Genomic DNA, 16,040 nt, shown 5'->3' on the forward strand with positions numbered 1-16,040 from the left:
AGCACTTACACCGGTTCTCAGACTTTGGCGTTATGCTCCCGACAAGGTGGCGTGATTCCCACGCGACGGCGTGGCCAGCAAAGAGGCGGTTAAACTCCCGACATGCGGTGCCTTGCTCTCCCCCTCGTTTTTCTGCTTGCGGCAGCAACTCCATCGAACGCTGAGGATTTCCGGATCGGTGTGGCTGCCCCCTTCAGCGGCAGTTTCTCCATTCTGGGCTCACAGATACGCGACGGTGCGCGCGTGGCGCTGGCTCAGGACAATGACGCGGTGGAACTCTTCGAACAGGACACGGCCTGCAGCCCCGAAGGTGGTGCGGCGGCTGCGCGTGCACTCATTGCCGACCGTGTCTCGGTGGTGGTGGGGTTCATCTGCACGGAAGCCGTCGAAGCCGCATTGCCGCTCCTAACCGAGGCCGGCATTCCCACGATAACGCCCGGCGTGCGCACGGCCACCCTGACGGATGGCCGCGAACGCAGTGGCTTTCTCGTTTACCGGACAGCGCCACGAGCAGATGCGGAGCGCGACGCGGTCGCGCGGATTCTCAGCGAACGCTGGCGCAAGGAGTTCTTCGCCATCGTCGATGACGGCACGATCTATGGCCGGGAGCTTGCCGAAAGCCTGCGCGCCAGCGCGGAACTGCGAAAGCTCGAACCTGTCTTCAAGGATACGTTCCGGCCTCAGCTCGACAATCAGGTGGGGCTCGCCGGCCGGCTGAAGCGGGCTGGCGCGACCCATGTCTTCGTCGGCGGCGACCGCAGCGACATTGCCATTCTCGCTCGCGACGCAAAGGGCATGGACTATGTGCTTACCATCGCAGGCGGCGAAGCATTGAGGGCGGAAAACAGCACGGTTCCGCTCGCCGAGGGCACGTTGATGGTGGGGCTGCCTCGCTGGGCCGACATTGCCAGCCCGCAGGCTCTGCAAGCATTGAAGGCCGCCGAAATCCTTCCCGATGGCTATGTGCTGCCCGCCTATGCCGCTGCGCAAACGGCGCTCGCCGCAAGCGAGAAGGGCGATGTGAATGCAGCGCTCGCAAAGGAGCGCTTCGAAACGGTACTCGGCCCCTTCGCCTTCGACGGTAAAGGCGATCTCGACACGAGCTTCTACAGGCTTTTCCGCTTCGACGGCGAGGATTTCCGGGAGGTCGAATGATGTGGCGTGCGGGCAGACGCAACCTGATCACCGATGTTGAGGGCCTGTCGGTGGGCAATCATTCCGACGAGACGGTCAAATCCGGCGTGACGGCGCTTCTTTGCGAAACGCCGGCCGTTGCCGGCGTACAGGTTCTGGGCGGTGCGCCCGGCACGCGAGAAACCGACCTCCTCTCCCCGCACAATCTGGTGGACGCGGTGGATGCCATCGTGCTTTCGGGCGGTTCAGCCTTCGGACTCGATGCGGCAGCGGGCGTGCAGGCGGCGCTTCGCGAACAGGGCAAGGGTTTCGAGATCATGGGATTCCGGGTTCCCATCGTGCCGGGAGCCATCCTGTTCGACCTGCCGAATGGAGGGAACAAGAACTGGGGCCGCTTCCCGCCCTATCGCGATTACGGGTTTGCCGCGGCCATGGCCGCCGGAGCGGAATTCAGCCTCGGTACGGCGGGTGCGGGCACGGGCGCCACCACGGCGACGCTCAAGGGCGGGCTCGGCTCGGCATCGACCGTTCTCGACAACGGCGTGACTGTGGGGGCGCTTGTCGCCGTCAATGCCGTCGGTTCGGTCATGGTCGGTGACACACCGCATTTCTGGGCAGCCCCCTTCGAGATGGACAAGGAGTTCGGTGGGCTCGGCCTGCCTCATCCCCTGCCCTCGCATGCGGCGGCGGTGACCACCAAATTGCGAGCGGCGGCTGGCGGCAACACCACCATTGCGGTGATCGCCACCGACGCGAAGCTCGACAAGGCCGCCGCCAAGCGGCTTGCCATCGCCGCCCATGACGGATTTGCCCGCGCCATCTGGCCCGCCCACACTCCGGTCGATGGCGATCTCGTCTTTGCGCTGGCCACAGGGCGCAACGAGACGGCGCTCGAACTGGAAGCCATGCTCGACCTCAATGCGGCGGCAGCCAGCACCATGGCGCGTGCGATTGCCCGCGGCGTGCATGCGGCAACGCCTTCCGCAAATGACAGATGCCCCACATGGGCGCAAAACTATGCGGCGCAACTCGAGCATCGGCCCGCAATGACAAGGGAGAGCTGACATGAAAGCGTTTTTCCGGTTGGTCCGTTCGTCGCTGGGAGCGATCTTCGGCCTTCTCTGCCTCGCCGCCTCCGGCCATGCCGGCGACACCGCCAACGTTGATATTCTGGGGTTCAGCGCCGATGGCGCCGTTTTCGCCTTCGAGGAATATGGCGTTCAGGACGGGTCCGGTTTTCCCTATGCCAATCGCTATTATGTCGACACTGCCAACGATACATTCTTGCCCGGCACACCAGTGCGTGTGAGGATCGATCAAGACGGCGCCAGCGTGAACGATGCCCGTGCCCAGGCAAGGACCAAGGGACAGTCGATCATCGGCGATGCCATCCTGGCCGAGCACCACGGCTTTCGCGCTGGCTGGAATGCGGTCACGGAGCTTTCCGCCGATCCGTTCCGGCTTTCGGTCAATCCCCGGCCGGTCTTTCCCGCCATCGACGCCGCGCTGGAGTTCAGGCTCGAAGAACTGCCCATGCCCGATGGCGCGCAATGTCACGGCATGGGGGAAGCCCGCGGCTTCCGCCTGACCCGTATCGCAACCGTGTCAGGAGCAACCACGAAAACCATCCATGAGGATGGCTCCATTCCCTCAAGCCGGGGCTGCCCGCTCGGATATCGCCTTGCCGGTATACAGACCTTCTACCCCGAGGGCGGCGCCCCGGTCTTTGCGGTCCTGATCGCCATTCGCAATCTTGGCTTCGAAGGGCCCGACCACCGCTTCATTGCTGTTACCGGCAAGCTCTAAGGCGGATAGACGCTTTGGGGGCAGATCAGAAAGGCGCGAGAATAACCCGGGAAGACACGACCCGGTGGAGGCATTCCAGCCGCTCCCTGCTGCCATCGCCGCTTGCGGCGGTGGCCGGTGCGCTTCTGTGGGGGCTCTTTCTCGGAGCCAACGCCTGGGTTTTCCTGACCTTTGCCGAATGGCGCACGCCATCGCGCATGACCGCTCTGGTCCTACTGTTCTTTCTCGGAGGGACCATCGCCTTTCCCCTGGGCCATATTGCCTATCGGCTCACCAGCCGGCGCGACACGGTGGAGGCGCGCTTTGCGGCAGCTTTCCTGTCCTTCGCGGTCATGACCATCGGCGTCACCGCAGGGCTCTATGCACTCCAGTACCGCCTCTATTACGCCCAGTGGCACGGCTCCTTTCTTTCCGTCGAATGGGTGTTGCAATTCGTGTTCACGACGGCGGGAGCGCTTTATCAGTTCGCCGTTGTCGGTCTCAGGGTCTATTTTCCCTGGGGATTTGCCGCTCTTTTCCTGCTTGCCCTTCACTATGCTGCCAAGCCGCGTTGAGCTAAGCGTCCCGCTCTGATACGGAAACGCCAATCTCAATAGAAACGAGGGCAAGGCTCGCATGATCCCGCGCTATTCGCGGCCGGAAATGGTCGCCATCTGGTCGCCCGAGACCAAGTTCCGCATCTGGTTCGAAATCGAGGCATATGCCGCCGACGCAATGGCTGAACTCGGTATCGTTCCAAAGGAAGCGGCCAAGATTATCTGGGACAAGGGCGGCAAGGCCACGTTCGACATCGATCGTATCGATGAGATCGAGCGTGAGACCAAACATGATGTGATCGCCTTCCTGACGCATCTGGCCGAGATCGTCGGACCCGAAGCGCGTTTCGTGCACCAGGGCATGACCTCGTCCGACGTGCTCGACACCTGCCTCAGCGTCCAGCTCGTGCGCGCCACCGATATCCTGCTTGCCGACCTCGATGCCCTGCTCGCCGCGCTCAAGAAGCGCGCCTTCGAGCACAAGGACACGGTTACCATCGGCCGCAGCCACGGCATCCATGCCGAACCGACCACCTTCGGCGTCAAGCTGGCGCAGGCCTATGCGGAATTCTCGCGCTGCCGCGAGCGCCTGGTGAATGCGCGGGCGGAAATCGCCACCTGCGCCATTTCCGGTGCGGTCGGCACCTTCGCCAATATCGATCCGCGCGTCGAGGAGCATGTGGCGGCGAAGATGGGGCTGACGCCCGAACCCGTTTCGACGCAGGTCATCCCGCGCGACCGGCACGCCATGTATTTCGCAACGCTTGCCGTTATCGCTTCGTCCATCGAGCGGCTGTCGGTTGAGGTGCGTCATCTGCAGCGCACGGAAGTTCTGGAAGCCGAGGAGTATTTCTCGCCCGGCCAGAAAGGCTCTTCCGCGATGCCGCACAAGCGCAATCCCGTGCTTTCGGAAAACCTGACGGGGCTTGCACGCATGGTGCGCGCCTATGCAACGCCAGCGCTCGAAAATGTGGCGCTGTGGCATGAGCGCGATATTTCGCACTCTTCCGTCGAACGCATGATCGGGCCTGACGCCACCGTCACGCTCGACTTCGCGCTTGGCCGTCTCACCGGCATGATGGAAAAGCTGGTCGTCTACCCCGAAGCCATGCAGAAGAACATGGATCGCTTCCGCGGCCTCGTTCACTCACAGCGCGTGCTTCTGGCGCTCACGCAGGCAGGCGTCTCGCGCGAGGACGCCTACCGTCTCGTGCAGCGCAACGCCATGAAGGTCTGGGAACAGGGAGCGGACTTCCTGACGGAACTTCTTGGCGACAAGGATGTGCGTGCAGCACTTTCCGAAGAGGAAATCCGCGACAAGTTCGACCTTGGTTACCACACCAAGCATGTCGACACGATCTTCAAGCGGGTCTTCGGCGAGAGCTGAGGCTCTCCTCAACCGCCAACCTGATGACGTAAATCCCCGGGACAAGCCCGGGGATTTACGGAGACGCTTTTCTGCTCCATCTCCTCATTTTGCCGCATTCGCGCGGGCGTCGGATGTTTCCATCCGACTGCAAAATGCTCCAACGCATGTCTCCCGGAAGTGGGTACCGGTTCCGGGATAAGGACATGCGTTAGATCAAGAACTTGAAGCGCAGGGAGCGTATCTGAAAGATCGCGATACGCTTTAGCCACCATCCCTTGCCATAGGCGCAACGCGGATCACCGTGCCCCACGGGTCGGCAAATTCCTTTTCCGCGCTTGCATTGCGGCTTTGCAGTTGAACCCAGGAAAGGCCGGTGCGCCGGGGATCGCGAGCGCCTGCTCCGGCACTCCGCCAGGTGTTGGCGCCGATGTGATGGTGATAGCCGCCGGTTGCCAGGAACACCGCCTGCGAACCGTAGCGTGCCATCGTGTCGAAGCCCTGTGCTTCATGCCACCAGCCCTCGGCCGTGCGCGGATCACCGACACGCAGATGCACATGGCCGACGACCGTTTTTTCAGGCACGCCCTGCCAGCCCCGGTCGCCCTCGCCGAGCGTACCGAGAAGGCTCTGAAAATCCAGAGGATTGGTAGCCATCTCTATGCCAGAGGTCGTGCGGCGCCAGCTCTCAGGTGCGCGATCCGCATAGATTTCGATGCCGTTGCCTTCAGGGTCCGACAGGTAGATCGCCTCACTGACAAGGTGGTCGGAAGCGCCTTCCAGTGGCAGCCTGTTGTCACGAGCAAACACTGACCAGCGCGCAAGGTCCGACCGCTCCGGCAGAAGAAAAGCCGTGTGAAAGAGGCCGGCCTCGCGGGGATCGTCAGGCATGGCGGATGGATCTTCCTCGATCTCCAGCAGCGTGCGGCCACCGGCGCCGAGCCTGTAGACATTGCCGGATCGCCCGTTGTCCTCAAGGCCGAGGACCTTTCCATAGAAGTCTGCCAGCCGCCCCGCATCGCGAGCCTTCAGGCCTACGCTCTCGACGCTGACGGGCGTCGTCACCGCAAAGGGAAATTCGCTCATTTCAAGTCTCCCGACACAAGTCTTTCTTCAAGGGCGGCCTGCGCACAGCGCTTTCGCCAGAAGGTCAGTGGCCGTTCGTTCGTTTCATCTGTCCTATAGCTGGAGCGAAATGGGGTTTGAGGCAACAAGACAAGAGCGAACACGCTGTTCACATTTTTCGAACCAATTCCTAAAATCTGTTCATTCTCAAGGCGGATGCACAATCAAGGTTGAATGCTGCGTGCGAGATAGCTACATGCCCGGCCATGAAAACAGCTGAAGCCGATATTCTCATCATCCCGGGCTATACCAATTCCGGCCCCGATCACTGGCAGACCCGTTGGCAATCGCGCCTTTCAACCGCCCGGCGGGTAGAGCAGGACGCCTGGTCGAAGCCGGTGCGCGAGGATTGGGTGGCAAAGGTCGCAGAGGCCGTCAACGCGGCGGAGCGCCCCGTGGTGCTCGTCGCCCATTCGCTTGGTGTCGCGGCTACAATCCACGCCATCCCGCAATTTCAGAAGCCCGTGGCCGGCGCGTTCCTTGTGGCGCCGCCGGATGTTGCGAACCCGAAGATTCGGCCAAAACATCTCATGACGTTCGGTCCGTATCCGCGCGACCCGCTGCCCTTCCCTTCCATGACCATCGCCAGCCGCAACGATCATTTCTGCGACTTCGACGTCGCGGAAGACATCGCAGCAAGCTGGGGATCGCTCTTTCTCGATGCGGGCGATGCCGGGCACATCAATTCGGAAGCCGGTTTCGGGCCATGGCCCGAAGGCTCGCTGACCTTCGCGCGCTTTCTCCAAACGCTTTAAACGCCCCGCAGCCGGGACCTCCGGCCTCTATCCGCGGCTCAGCACATTTGCGTAGTCCGTCTCGATCCGTATGACGGACTCCCGAATACGATCAATCATTTCCCGGGCGACCAGCGGCAACTCCAGAACACTGGAGGTGACGAGCCAGACATGGGTTTCGATACGCTCGGCGAGCGGACGAAACACGATGGACGGGTCGCGCGGGGCGACCATTGCAAGGCTGGAGATGATCGAAACGCCAAAACCGGCGCTTACCATGGCGCAGGCGGCTTCAAGCATCTGCACCTCGGCAGCCTCGCGCGGCGCAAGGCCGATCGAGTGGAACGCTTCGTAGATGGCGGGATAGGACATGTCGCTACGCCCAAGCGCAATAAAGGGATCGTCACACAAGTCGCGCAGGGAAACCACTTCCTTGCTGGCCAGACGGTGGTTGGCCGGCAGGGCGCAGATCATGGAGAGATGCGCGAACGGCTCGCAATGCAGCATGCTGTGGGTGGTGGGAACCAGGGACAGGCCGAAATCGGCGGACCGCGTCAGCATCACATCGGCAATACTTGGCGATGTGCGCGTGAGAAGCGTGACCTTGAGCCCGGTGCCGCGGCCCAGCATGTCGGCCACGACGCGTGGAATGAGCTGAAGGCTGATCGCGGGGAAGCCGACAATGGTGAGCTGACCCCGGTCAAACTCCCTGATTTCACGCGCCGCCTTCTGAACGCGCAGAACTCCGGCTTCGAGCTTGGCCGTCTCCGTATGGAGAACGCGCGCCTCCGGCGTCGGCACCAACCTGCCCGTATCGCGGTTGAACAAGGTGATTTCGCAGGAATCCTCGAACAATCGCAAGAGCTTGCTGACAGCCGGCTGGCTCACGTTGAGCGCCTCGGCGGCCTTGGTTACCGAACCGCTGGTCATGAAAGCGTTAAACGCCTCGATCTGCCGGACATTGGTTTTGCGCATGCAAATTGCATAACCTTTTGGAATACGGATCGCAAATAATATGATTTGAAATTCAGGGAAGCTCTCCGTTGAATAGGCTCGCCACCGTATAAGAACAAAGGGGAAGCATATGAAAAGGATTAGGCTGTCGCTTGCGAGCGGGATTCTGGCAGCGAGTTGTTCCATTCTCGCCACGGGCTCGGCCCTGGCCCAGGACAAGACCCTGACCGTTGGAGGATATGGCGGGTCGTTCGAGACGCTGATGAAGGAACTCATCATTCCGGAATTCGAAAGCCGGCATGAGGTGAAGATTCAGTTCGTGCCCGGAAACTCCACCGAGAACCTCGCCCGCCTGCAGGCTCAGAAGGGCAATCAGGAACTCGATGTCGTCATCCTCGACGACGGCCCGATGTATCAGGCCGATGCGCTCGGCTTCTGCGCGCCCATGAAAACCTCGACACCCGGCGACGAAATCTACGACATAGCCAAGCTTGGACCGAACTCCATCGGCATCGGCTTCGTGGCCACCGGCTTCACCTACAACACCAAGTGGTTCGAGCGCGAGGGCTGGGAGCCGCCGTCAAGCTGGATGGACCTGGCGGACGAGAAGTACAGCCAGATTCTTTCGATTCCGCCGATCTCCAACACCTATGGCCTGCATACGCTCGTGATGATGGCGCGCCTGAACGGCGGCGGCGAAAAGGATATCGATCCCGGCTTCAGCACGATGGCAGACAAGGTCGCCCCGAATGTGCTGGTATTCGAACCCTCTTCCGGCAAGATGTCCGAACTGTTCCAGTCCGAAGAGATCGCACTGTCGATCTGGGGATCAGGCCGCACCAAGTCGCTTGCGGACACCGGCTTCCCGGCAAAGTTCGCCTACCCCAAGGAGGGCGCGGTGGCGCTGATGCTTGCTGCCTGCCCCGTCGTTGAAAACGATGTCTCCGACCTCGCCAACGCCTTTGTGGATTTCCTGCTCGAACCCGAAATCCAGGTGCGTCTTGCCGACGCCATGGGATCGGGCCCGGTCAACAAGAACGCCAAGCTGCCTGACGAGTTGGCTGCGTGGCTGCCTTACGGACCCGAGCAGATCGGCAAGCTGATCGCCGTCGATTGGGATACGATCAACCCGGCGCGCGAGGAATGGACCAAGCGCTGGGCCCGCGAAATCGAACGCTGATCGCGACATCGAGATCGCCGCACCCGCCCCGGCCAGAGCGATGTGCGTCCAGACGGACGCACAAGGGATGCTTTGCCGAACGAATTTCCGCATGCTGCGGATGTCGGGCGCCTTTGTCAGAAGGCAGCAGCTTTCGGACAGGTGCGGCGGCCATGGATCAACCAGCTTTCAATCACGGGCTGCAAATGGCTTTTCTTGAGCTTCAGGCGCTGAACAAGCGTTACAACAACGTCGTTGCCGTGGAGGACTTCAATCTCAGCATCGAGCGCGGCGAATTCGTCTCGCTGCTGGGGCCTTCCGGCTGCGGCAAAACCACCACCTTGCAGATGATCGCCGGCTTCACGCAACCGACATCGGGCGCGATCATGCTGAACGGGCGCGATCTGGGTGCGGTTCCGGCGCGCAAGCGCGGCCTCGGCATCGTGTTCCAGACCTATGCGCTTTTCCCGCACATGACGGTGGAGCAGAATGTCGGTTTCGGCCTGGAGATGCGTAAAATCCCTGCCGACGAGCGCCGGCGACGCGTTGCCGATGCGCTTGACCTCGTTCATCTGACGCATCTCGGCGACCGTTTTCCCCGCAACATGAGCGGCGGACAGCGGCAGCGCGTGGCGCTTGCCCGTGCACTCGTGATCGAACCGGAACTCCTGTTGCTGGACGAGCCGCTCTCGAACCTCGATGCGAAACTGCGCGAGGAGATGCAGCTGGAGCTGCGCCGCATCCAGCAGGAAGCGGGTGTCACGACCCTTCTCGTCACGCATGACCAGTCGGAGGCCATGGCCTTGAGCGACCGGGTTGCGGTCATGCAGGGCGGACGTCTCATTCAGGAAGACAGTCCCTTCGACGTCTATGAAAAACCGGCAACGTCCTTCATCTCGACCTTCCTCGGCAAGACGAACAGCCTTGCCGCAACCCTGGAGCGCGACAAGGCGGGGACAACCATCGTCATCGACGGCACACGTCTTTCCGGCCCCGATACGGCGCTTGCAGCCGGACCGGTCGAGGTCTCGCTGCGCCCCGAACGCATCGAACTCACAGATGCGGAGAAAGCGACCATTTCAGGCAATGTGATAGAGCGCGTTTTCCTGGGCGATCAATGGCTCTTCCGGGTCGAGACGCCCATCGGCAAGCTGCTCGTCATGCAGCGCAATCTGGGGCGGCGCGAAGCCAATGTCGGCGAGAGGCTGCACCTTTCCTGGGAGCCGGAGGCCATGCGGCTTCTGCCACGCGGAGAGGGCTGATGAAAACCACCGGAACCAGTACCCCATGGCTCCTCAGCGCACCAGCATTGGCACTCTTTGCAGCGCTGCTTCTGACGCCGCTCGCCATGACCTTCCTGCTTTCCTTCAACAGCTTCTCCTTTTACGGGGGCATCGAGAACACGTTCGGCTTCCAGAATTACGCCGAGGTGCTGAGTGACGTCTATTTCTATGAAATCTTCGGTCGCACCTTTCTGATCGCCTTCATCACCACGGCGATCTGCGCCCTGCTCGGCCTGCCCGAAGCTTATATCCTGTTTCGCATGAAGCCCGCCTGGCGCTCATTCATGCTGCTCATCGTGCTCGGGCCCCTCCTCATCTCGGTCGTGGTGCGCACGCTGGGATGGGCGATCCTGCTCGGCAACAAGGGCGTGATCAACGAGTTCCTGCGCGATATCGGCCTCATCAGCTCGCCCATCCGGATGATGTACACCTCCACAGGGATCGTCATCGCGCTCGTGCATGTGATGATCCCCTTCATGATCCTGGCAGTCTGGGCAGCGCTCCAGAGGCAGGACCCGGCAACGGAACGCGCCGCGGAATCGCTTGGCGCCGGTCCGCTCACGATCTTCATGCGCATCGTCCTGCCGCAGGCCATGCCCGGCGTTCTCTCGGGTTCGCTGATCGTCTTCTCACTGTCGGCAAGCGCCTTTGCGACGCCGGCGGTGCTGGGTGGGCGGCGCATCAAGATGGTCTCAACCACGGTTTATGACGAGTTCCTGAACACACTCAACTGGCCACTGGGTGCGGCCATCGCAATCCTGCTTCTGGTCTCCGTCCTGACCATCATGCTCGCCTGGAACAAGCTGGTGGAGCGCCGCTATTCGGGGGTCTTCGAATGAACCGCAACGGCATTTTCGCTCTGTGTTTCAACGCATTGTTTGCGCTTTTCATGGTGGGCCCGCTGCTTATCGTGATCGGGGTTTCCTTTACCCCGACCGGCTATCTGGAGTTTCCGCCCAGCGCGATCTCGTTCCGCTGGTTCAAGGCGATCCTCGACAATCCCGACTTTATCGACGCGGCCTGGATCAGCCTCGAACTCGGTCTTGCATCGGCGACCTTGTCGACGGTTCTCGCAGTACCGGCCGCTCTGGCCATCGGACGGGAACGCTTTCGCGGGCGCGATGCGCTGCAGGGACTTTTCCTGTCGCCACTCACGGTCCCCACCGTGGTGCTGGGTGTCGCCTTCCTGCGCTTTCTGAGCCTGTTCGACATCAACGGCACGTTTTTCGGGCTTGTTCTGTGCCATGCGGTGATCGTCACGCCTTTCGTCCTCAGGCTGGTTCTTGCCTCGGTCACGGGTGTGGACCGTTCCATCGAGATGGCAGCGACATCGCTCGGCGCATCCCATTGGACCGTGTTTCGCCGCGTGACGCTGCCGCTCATTCTGCCCGGCGTAGTGGGCGGCTGGGTGTTGGCCTTCATCACGAGTTTCGACGAGTTGACCGTGACGGTGTTCATCGTCAATCCGTCGACGACCACACTGCCCGTCCGGTTGTTCTCGCACATCACGCAGACGACCGATCCGCTGATAGCGTCGATCTCCACCATGGTCATCCTGCTGACGGTTCTCCTGATGCTTGCGGTCAACAAGCTCTATGGGCTCGACCGGCTTCTGATCGGAGGAGAAGCGCGATGAGCTATGACACGATCGTGGTCGGCGGCGGGCTCGTCGGCGCAGCCATAGCGCGGGGGCTTTGCAAGCTCGGCGAGAAGGTTCTGGTTCTGGACGAGGGGGATGTGGCATTCCGCGCCTCGCGTGGCAATTTCGGCCTTGTCTGGGTGCAGTCCAAAGGCGACGGCATGCCTGAATATGCCCGCTGGAGCCGTCATTCGGCCGATGTCTGGCCGGAATTCTCGCAGGACCTGCTCGAGGAAACGGGCATCGACACGGCCTATCACAAGGCTGGCGGCGCGCATCTGTGCCTTTCGGAGGAAGCATGGGAGCGCCAGTCGGCACTCATCAAGCGCATGCACAATGTGCATGGGGCCGCCGAATACGGCGCGGTGATGATCGAGCGCAAGGAACTCGACACGATGCTGCCCGGGCTCGGACCGGACGTGGTGGGAGCAAGCTGGTCGCCGCATGATGGCCATGCGAGCCCGCTCTATCTGCTGCGTGCGCTGCACGACAGCATCGCGCGCTCGGGCGGCGAATACCGAGCCGAAGCCCGTGTCGAGGGCATTGCAAAGGAAGGTTCAGGCTATCGTGTGACCACGAGGGCTGGTTCCTTCTCCGGGGCAAAAGTTGTCCTGGCGGCAGGCCTCGGCAACCGCTCGCTCGGCCCACTTGTCGGCCTGGAAGTGCCGGTCTTTCCGCAGAAGGGCCAGATCCTGGTCACGGAGCGCACGGAGATGAAGTTCTCCATGCCGACACTTTTCGTCCGCCAGACCGATGAGGGTTCCTTCCTGCTCGGCGATAGCCACGAGGATGCCGGCTTCGACCTGACCTCACGTCCCGGCATCATGGCCGACATCGCGACGCGTGCAATCCGCTCCTTTCCGTTCTTGAAGAACCTGCGCCTCATACGCTCCTGGGCAGCGCTCAGAGTGATGAGCCCGGACGGATTTCCCATCTACCAACAGTCCGAGAGCCATCCCGGCGTCTTCTCGGTCAATTGCCATTCGGGCGTCACACTTGCCGGCGCGCATGCACGCACCCTTGCCCCGATGATTGCTCGCGGCCGGCTGGAGGAGCCCATGTCTGCCTTTTCGAGAAAGAGACTGCATGTTCAAGCGCATTAAAGCCACCGAAACCCCAAGGGTTTCCTTCAGCTTCGAGGGGCAGCCCATAGAGGCCTCTACTGGCGATACGGTCGCCTCAGCGTTGATGCTTTCGGGGCAAACCCATTTTCGCAACACGCCTATTTCCCAAAGCGAGCGCGGCCCCTTCTGCATGATGGGCGTGTGCTTCGAATGCCTGGTCGAGATCGACGGGATACCGAACCGTCAAGCCTGCATGATCCCCGTGCGCGAGGGCATGGTGGTGCGTCGGCAAAAAGGCGCCATTGGAGTTGAAACCGAATGAAAGCGTGCGATCTCGCCATCATCGGCGCCGGCCCGGCCGGCATGGCCGCGGCAACGGAAGCTGCCAATGCCGGCCTTTCCGTCATTGTCCTCGACGAGCAACCTGCCCCAGGTGGACAGATCTACCGTGCGATAGAGACCGTTCCGGAGGAGCGGCGCAAGATACTCGGACCGGACTATGCCCATGGCGCCGGCATCGCACAGGCATTTCGCAACTGCGGCGCCACCTACATCCCCGAGGCGACTGTCTGGAACATCAACCCCGATCTCAGCATCGATTATTCGCGCCATGGCGGGTCCGCTCAGGTATCGGCCAAACATCTGCTTATTGCCACCGGCGCGGTGGAACGTCCCACGCCCCTGCCCGGCTGGACCCTTCCCGGCGTGACCACGGCAGGTGCATTGCAAATTCTGCTCAAGGCGCATGGGGGCGTCGGCGACGACGTGGTGCTCGTGGGAAGCGGGCCTCTGCTCTATCTGCTTGCGCAGCAGATGATTGCCGCGGGAAAGCCTCCCAAGGCCATCGTCGAAACCATCGACAGGGAGCGCTATATCAAGGCTGCGCGCCATCTGCCCCGTGCGCTCGCCGGCTTTGGCTATCTGCGCAAGGGGCTTTCCATGATGCGGCAGATCCGGCAGGCAGGCGTGCCGCGCTTTTCCGGCGCTCACGACATTCGCATAGAGGGCGTGCATCGCGCCGAAGCGGTGGTCTTTTCGGTGGGCGGCAAGGCACATCGGATCGAGACAACCAGCGTAGCACTACATCAGGGCGTGGTACCGAACCAGCAGGCAACACGCCTGCTCGGCTGCGACCATGCCTGGAATGAAAGCCAGCGCTGCTTCGTGCCGAAACTCGACGTCTTCCTGGAAAGCAGCATCGAGAACGTGTTCGTCGCAGGCGACGGCGCAGGCATCGCAGGTGCGAAATCGGCGGCGATGCGTGGAAGGCTGGCCGCACTTCGGGTGGCGCAGAAGCTCGGACATTCCAACGGCGCGGATATTCGCGCGCTGCAGGCCGACCTCAAGCGCGACGAGGCCGTGCGGCCCTTTCTCGAAGCTCTTTATGCGCCATCGCGAGACATCCTGCAGCCGGCAGACGAGACGATCGTATGCCGTTGCGAAGAGGTGACGGCGGGGGCCATACGCAGAGCAGTCGACCTTGGCGCTCCAGGCCCCAATCAGGTGAAATCCTTCCTGCGCAGCGGCATGGGCCCCTGTCAGGGGCGCATGTGCGGCCTTGCCGTCAGCGCCATCATCGCAGAACGGCGCAAGGAAGAGCCGGAGGCCATCGGCTATTATCGCCTCCGGCCGCCATTGAAGCCGCTGCTGCTGTCTGAACTTGCGCAGCTCGAACCGGAAGCAACGCGCAGCGAACCGCTCTGAGGCAAGACAATGGCTGCGGGATCATCCCAGGACATAACGACCGATCTTCTGGTGATCGGCGGCGGCATTCACGGTTGCTCGGCAGCGCTTAATGCAGCGCTGCGTGGCATGCGGGTCGTCGTCTTCGAGAAGGACACAGTGGCGCGCCACGCCTCGGGCGTGAACGCCGGCGGAGTGCGCAAACTCGGAAGGCACGTCGCCGAAATCCCCCTTTCGCTGCATTCCATGTCGATCTGGAACCGTATCGCCGATTTTCTGGACGACGATTGCGGCTTTCAGCCAGCGCCGCAGATCAAGATCGCAGAGACCGAAGATGAGCTCGACACGCTGCGCGAACGGGTCGCCGAACTCAACGGGCTCGGCTACACCCATGAAGTCATTCTCGACCGCAAGACCATGCGTGGCTATCTGCCGGCGGTCGCCGAACATTGCGTGGGCGCTCTTGCCTCGCTCCAGGACGGTTTTGCACAACCTTACCAGACCACTTTTGCCTTCCAGCGCAAGGGGATCGAGAAGGGTGTGCGGTTTCTGGAAAATACACCGGTGGACCGGGTGTTCAAAACCGGAAAGGACTGGAAGGTGGTTGCGGGCGGCCAGACGTTCACCGGCCGTTTTGTACTGAATTGCGCTGGCGCCTGGGGCGGCGAGATCGCCCGCCAGATCGGTGATCACGCACCCGTCTCCGCCTATGCGCCGATGATGATCGTAACGGAACGCGTTCGGCCCTTCTGCGATGCCGTGGTGGGAGCGACGGGCCGGCCCCTTTCCTTCAAGCAGATGCCCAACGGCACCGTCGTTATCGGCGGCGGACGGCCGGGCATTCCTGATCCCGCGACCAACCGGACCCATATGCAAATGGCTCAACTGCGCCATTCCGCCCAGACGGCGATAGACATATTTCCCATCATGCGGGGCGCACAGATCGTGCGTTCATGGGCAGGCATCGAGGGGTTGATGCCGGATGGCATTCCGGTAATCGGCCCTGCCCTGCATGCGGAAGGTGCCTTTCATTCCTTCGGTTTTTCCGCCCACGGCTTTCAGCTCGGTCCGGGTGTCGGCGACATCGTCGCCGAACTCATCGCCACGGGCAGGACCCAGGCGCCGATCGCCCCATTTTCGGTCGGCCGTTTTTCTCAAGTTTCAACCAAGCCAAACGAGGAGCTTTCATGATCAAAAGACATATCCAGACCCGCATCAATCACCGGGTGGTCGAACACAATGGCGTTCTCTATTTCGGCGGCCTGGTGGCCGACGACAAATCCGTCAACATGAAGGGACAGACGGAGCAGATCTGCGCAAAAATCGACGCCCTCCTGGCCGAAGTCGGCTCCTCCAAGGACAAGCTTCTGACGGCCATGATCTACATCTCCGATTTCTCACAGAAGGACGGGATGAACGAAGCGTGGCTGGAGTGGATGCCCGCAGAACATCTGCCGACGCGGGCGACCATCGGCGTGGCCGAACTCGGCAAGGATACGCTGATCGAAGTGGTGGTTTCGGCGGCGCGCTAGCGCATCGCGCCCGAACATCGGGATC

General features: G+C 61.9%; 17 protein-coding genes. 15 read left to right on the plus strand and 2 right to left on the minus strand.

Annotated elements, in window-relative coordinates; all coding sequences use genetic code 11:
* Positions 1-102 precede the first annotated feature (102 nt).
* The 5 genes from NA8A_RS08945 to purB all read left to right on the plus strand — a co-directional run bounded on the left by NA8A_RS08945 (position 103) and on the right by purB (position 4,863).
* Positions 103-1,155: a branched-chain amino acid ABC transporter substrate-binding protein gene (locus NA8A_RS08945; protein WP_009450109.1), complete on the plus strand. Its 1,053-nt coding sequence runs from the start codon at positions 103-105 to the stop codon at positions 1,153-1,155.
* A complete protein-coding gene (locus NA8A_RS08950) occupies positions 1,155-2,198 on the plus strand; it encodes a P1 family peptidase (protein ID WP_009450110.1) in 1,044 nt (347 codons plus the stop codon). Before NA8A_RS08945 ends, NA8A_RS08950 begins: the two co-directional genes overlap by 1 nt.
* A 1-nt stretch (position 2,199) precedes the next feature.
* A complete protein-coding gene (locus tag NA8A_RS08955) occupies positions 2,200-2,940 on the plus strand; it encodes a DUF2259 domain-containing protein (protein WP_009450111.1) in 741 nt (246 codons plus the stop codon).
* Positions 2,941-2,954: 14 nt separating this feature from the next.
* Entirely contained in the window at positions 2,955-3,494 is a 540-nt protein-coding gene (locus NA8A_RS08960) for a hypothetical protein (RefSeq protein ID WP_009450112.1), read from the plus strand.
* Between the two features lie 61 nt (positions 3,495-3,555).
* The gene (gene purB / locus NA8A_RS08965) at positions 3,556-4,863 is read left to right on the plus strand and encodes an adenylosuccinate lyase (protein ID WP_009450113.1); all 1,308 of its coding nucleotides are present in this window, start codon (positions 3,556-3,558) and stop codon (positions 4,861-4,863) included.
* Between the two features lie 243 nt (positions 4,864-5,106).
* Here the strand turns inward: purB and NA8A_RS08970 are convergent, their stop codons facing one another.
* On the minus strand, positions 5,107-5,928 hold the full coding sequence (locus NA8A_RS08970) for a VOC family protein (protein ID WP_009450114.1): 822 nt from the start codon (positions 5,926-5,928) through the stop codon (positions 5,107-5,109).
* Between the two features lie 245 nt (positions 5,929-6,173).
* On the opposite strand from NA8A_RS08970, the gene NA8A_RS08975 reads away from it, so the two are divergent.
* Positions 6,174-6,722 (plus strand): RBBP9/YdeN family alpha/beta hydrolase, encoded by a 549-nt coding sequence (locus NA8A_RS08975; RefSeq protein ID WP_009450115.1) that lies wholly within the window; start codon positions 6,174-6,176, stop codon positions 6,720-6,722.
* 27 nt (positions 6,723-6,749) lie between these two features.
* On the opposite strand, the gene NA8A_RS08980 is transcribed toward NA8A_RS08975, so the two are convergent.
* Positions 6,750-7,676, minus strand: coding sequence for a LysR substrate-binding domain-containing protein (locus tag NA8A_RS08980; RefSeq protein WP_009450116.1), 927 nt, complete (start codon positions 7,674-7,676; stop codon positions 6,750-6,752).
* A 109-nt stretch (positions 7,677-7,785) separates the two neighbouring features.
* Here NA8A_RS08980 and NA8A_RS08985 point away from each other — a divergent pair, with 109 nt between their 5' ends.
* The 9 genes from NA8A_RS08985 to NA8A_RS09025 all read left to right on the plus strand — a co-directional run bounded on the left by NA8A_RS08985 (position 7,786) and on the right by NA8A_RS09025 (position 16,015).
* Positions 7,786-8,835, plus strand: a complete 1,050-nt coding sequence (locus NA8A_RS08985) for an ABC transporter substrate-binding protein (RefSeq protein ID WP_009450117.1) — start codon at positions 7,786-7,788, stop codon at positions 8,833-8,835.
* Between the two features lie 152 nt (positions 8,836-8,987).
* Positions 8,988-10,076, plus strand: coding sequence for an ABC transporter ATP-binding protein (locus NA8A_RS08990; protein WP_009450118.1), 1,089 nt, complete (start codon positions 8,988-8,990; stop codon positions 10,074-10,076).
* Positions 10,076-10,936 carry an ABC transporter permease gene (locus NA8A_RS08995; protein WP_009450119.1) on the plus strand — a complete coding sequence of 287 codons (861 nt, stop codon included), beginning with the start codon at positions 10,076-10,078 and terminating at the stop codon, positions 10,934-10,936. Before NA8A_RS08990 ends, NA8A_RS08995 begins: the two co-directional genes overlap by 1 nt.
* The gene (locus NA8A_RS09000; RefSeq protein ID WP_009450120.1) at positions 10,933-11,733 is read left to right on the plus strand and encodes an ABC transporter permease; all 801 of its coding nucleotides are present in this window, start codon (positions 10,933-10,935) and stop codon (positions 11,731-11,733) included. Before NA8A_RS08995 ends, NA8A_RS09000 begins: the two co-directional genes overlap by 4 nt.
* Positions 11,730-12,839: an NAD(P)/FAD-dependent oxidoreductase gene (locus NA8A_RS09005; protein ID WP_009450121.1), complete on the plus strand. Its 1,110-nt coding sequence runs from the start codon at positions 11,730-11,732 to the stop codon at positions 12,837-12,839. The genes NA8A_RS09000 and NA8A_RS09005 overlap by 4 nt, the downstream gene beginning before the upstream one ends.
* On the plus strand, positions 12,823-13,122 hold the full coding sequence (locus NA8A_RS09010; protein WP_009450122.1) for a (2Fe-2S)-binding protein: 300 nt from the start codon (positions 12,823-12,825) through the stop codon (positions 13,120-13,122). The genes NA8A_RS09005 and NA8A_RS09010 overlap by 17 nt, the downstream gene beginning before the upstream one ends.
* Positions 13,119-14,504: an FAD/NAD(P)-dependent oxidoreductase gene (locus tag NA8A_RS09015; protein ID WP_009450123.1), complete on the plus strand. Its 1,386-nt coding sequence runs from the start codon at positions 13,119-13,121 to the stop codon at positions 14,502-14,504. The genes NA8A_RS09010 and NA8A_RS09015 overlap by 4 nt, the downstream gene beginning before the upstream one ends.
* Positions 14,505-14,513: 9 nt before the next feature.
* On the plus strand, positions 14,514-15,674 hold the full coding sequence (locus NA8A_RS09020; protein ID WP_009450124.1) for an NAD(P)/FAD-dependent oxidoreductase: 1,161 nt from the start codon (positions 14,514-14,516) through the stop codon (positions 15,672-15,674).
* Entirely contained in the window at positions 15,671-16,015 is a 345-nt protein-coding gene (locus NA8A_RS09025; RefSeq protein ID WP_009450125.1) for a RidA family protein, read from the plus strand. Before NA8A_RS09020 ends, NA8A_RS09025 begins: the two co-directional genes overlap by 4 nt.
* The last annotated feature ends 25 nt before the right edge of the window (positions 16,016-16,040 follow it).

The organism is Nitratireductor indicus C115, assembly GCF_000300515.1.
GTDB lineage: Bacteria > Pseudomonadota > Alphaproteobacteria > Rhizobiales > Rhizobiaceae > Nitratireductor > Nitratireductor indicus.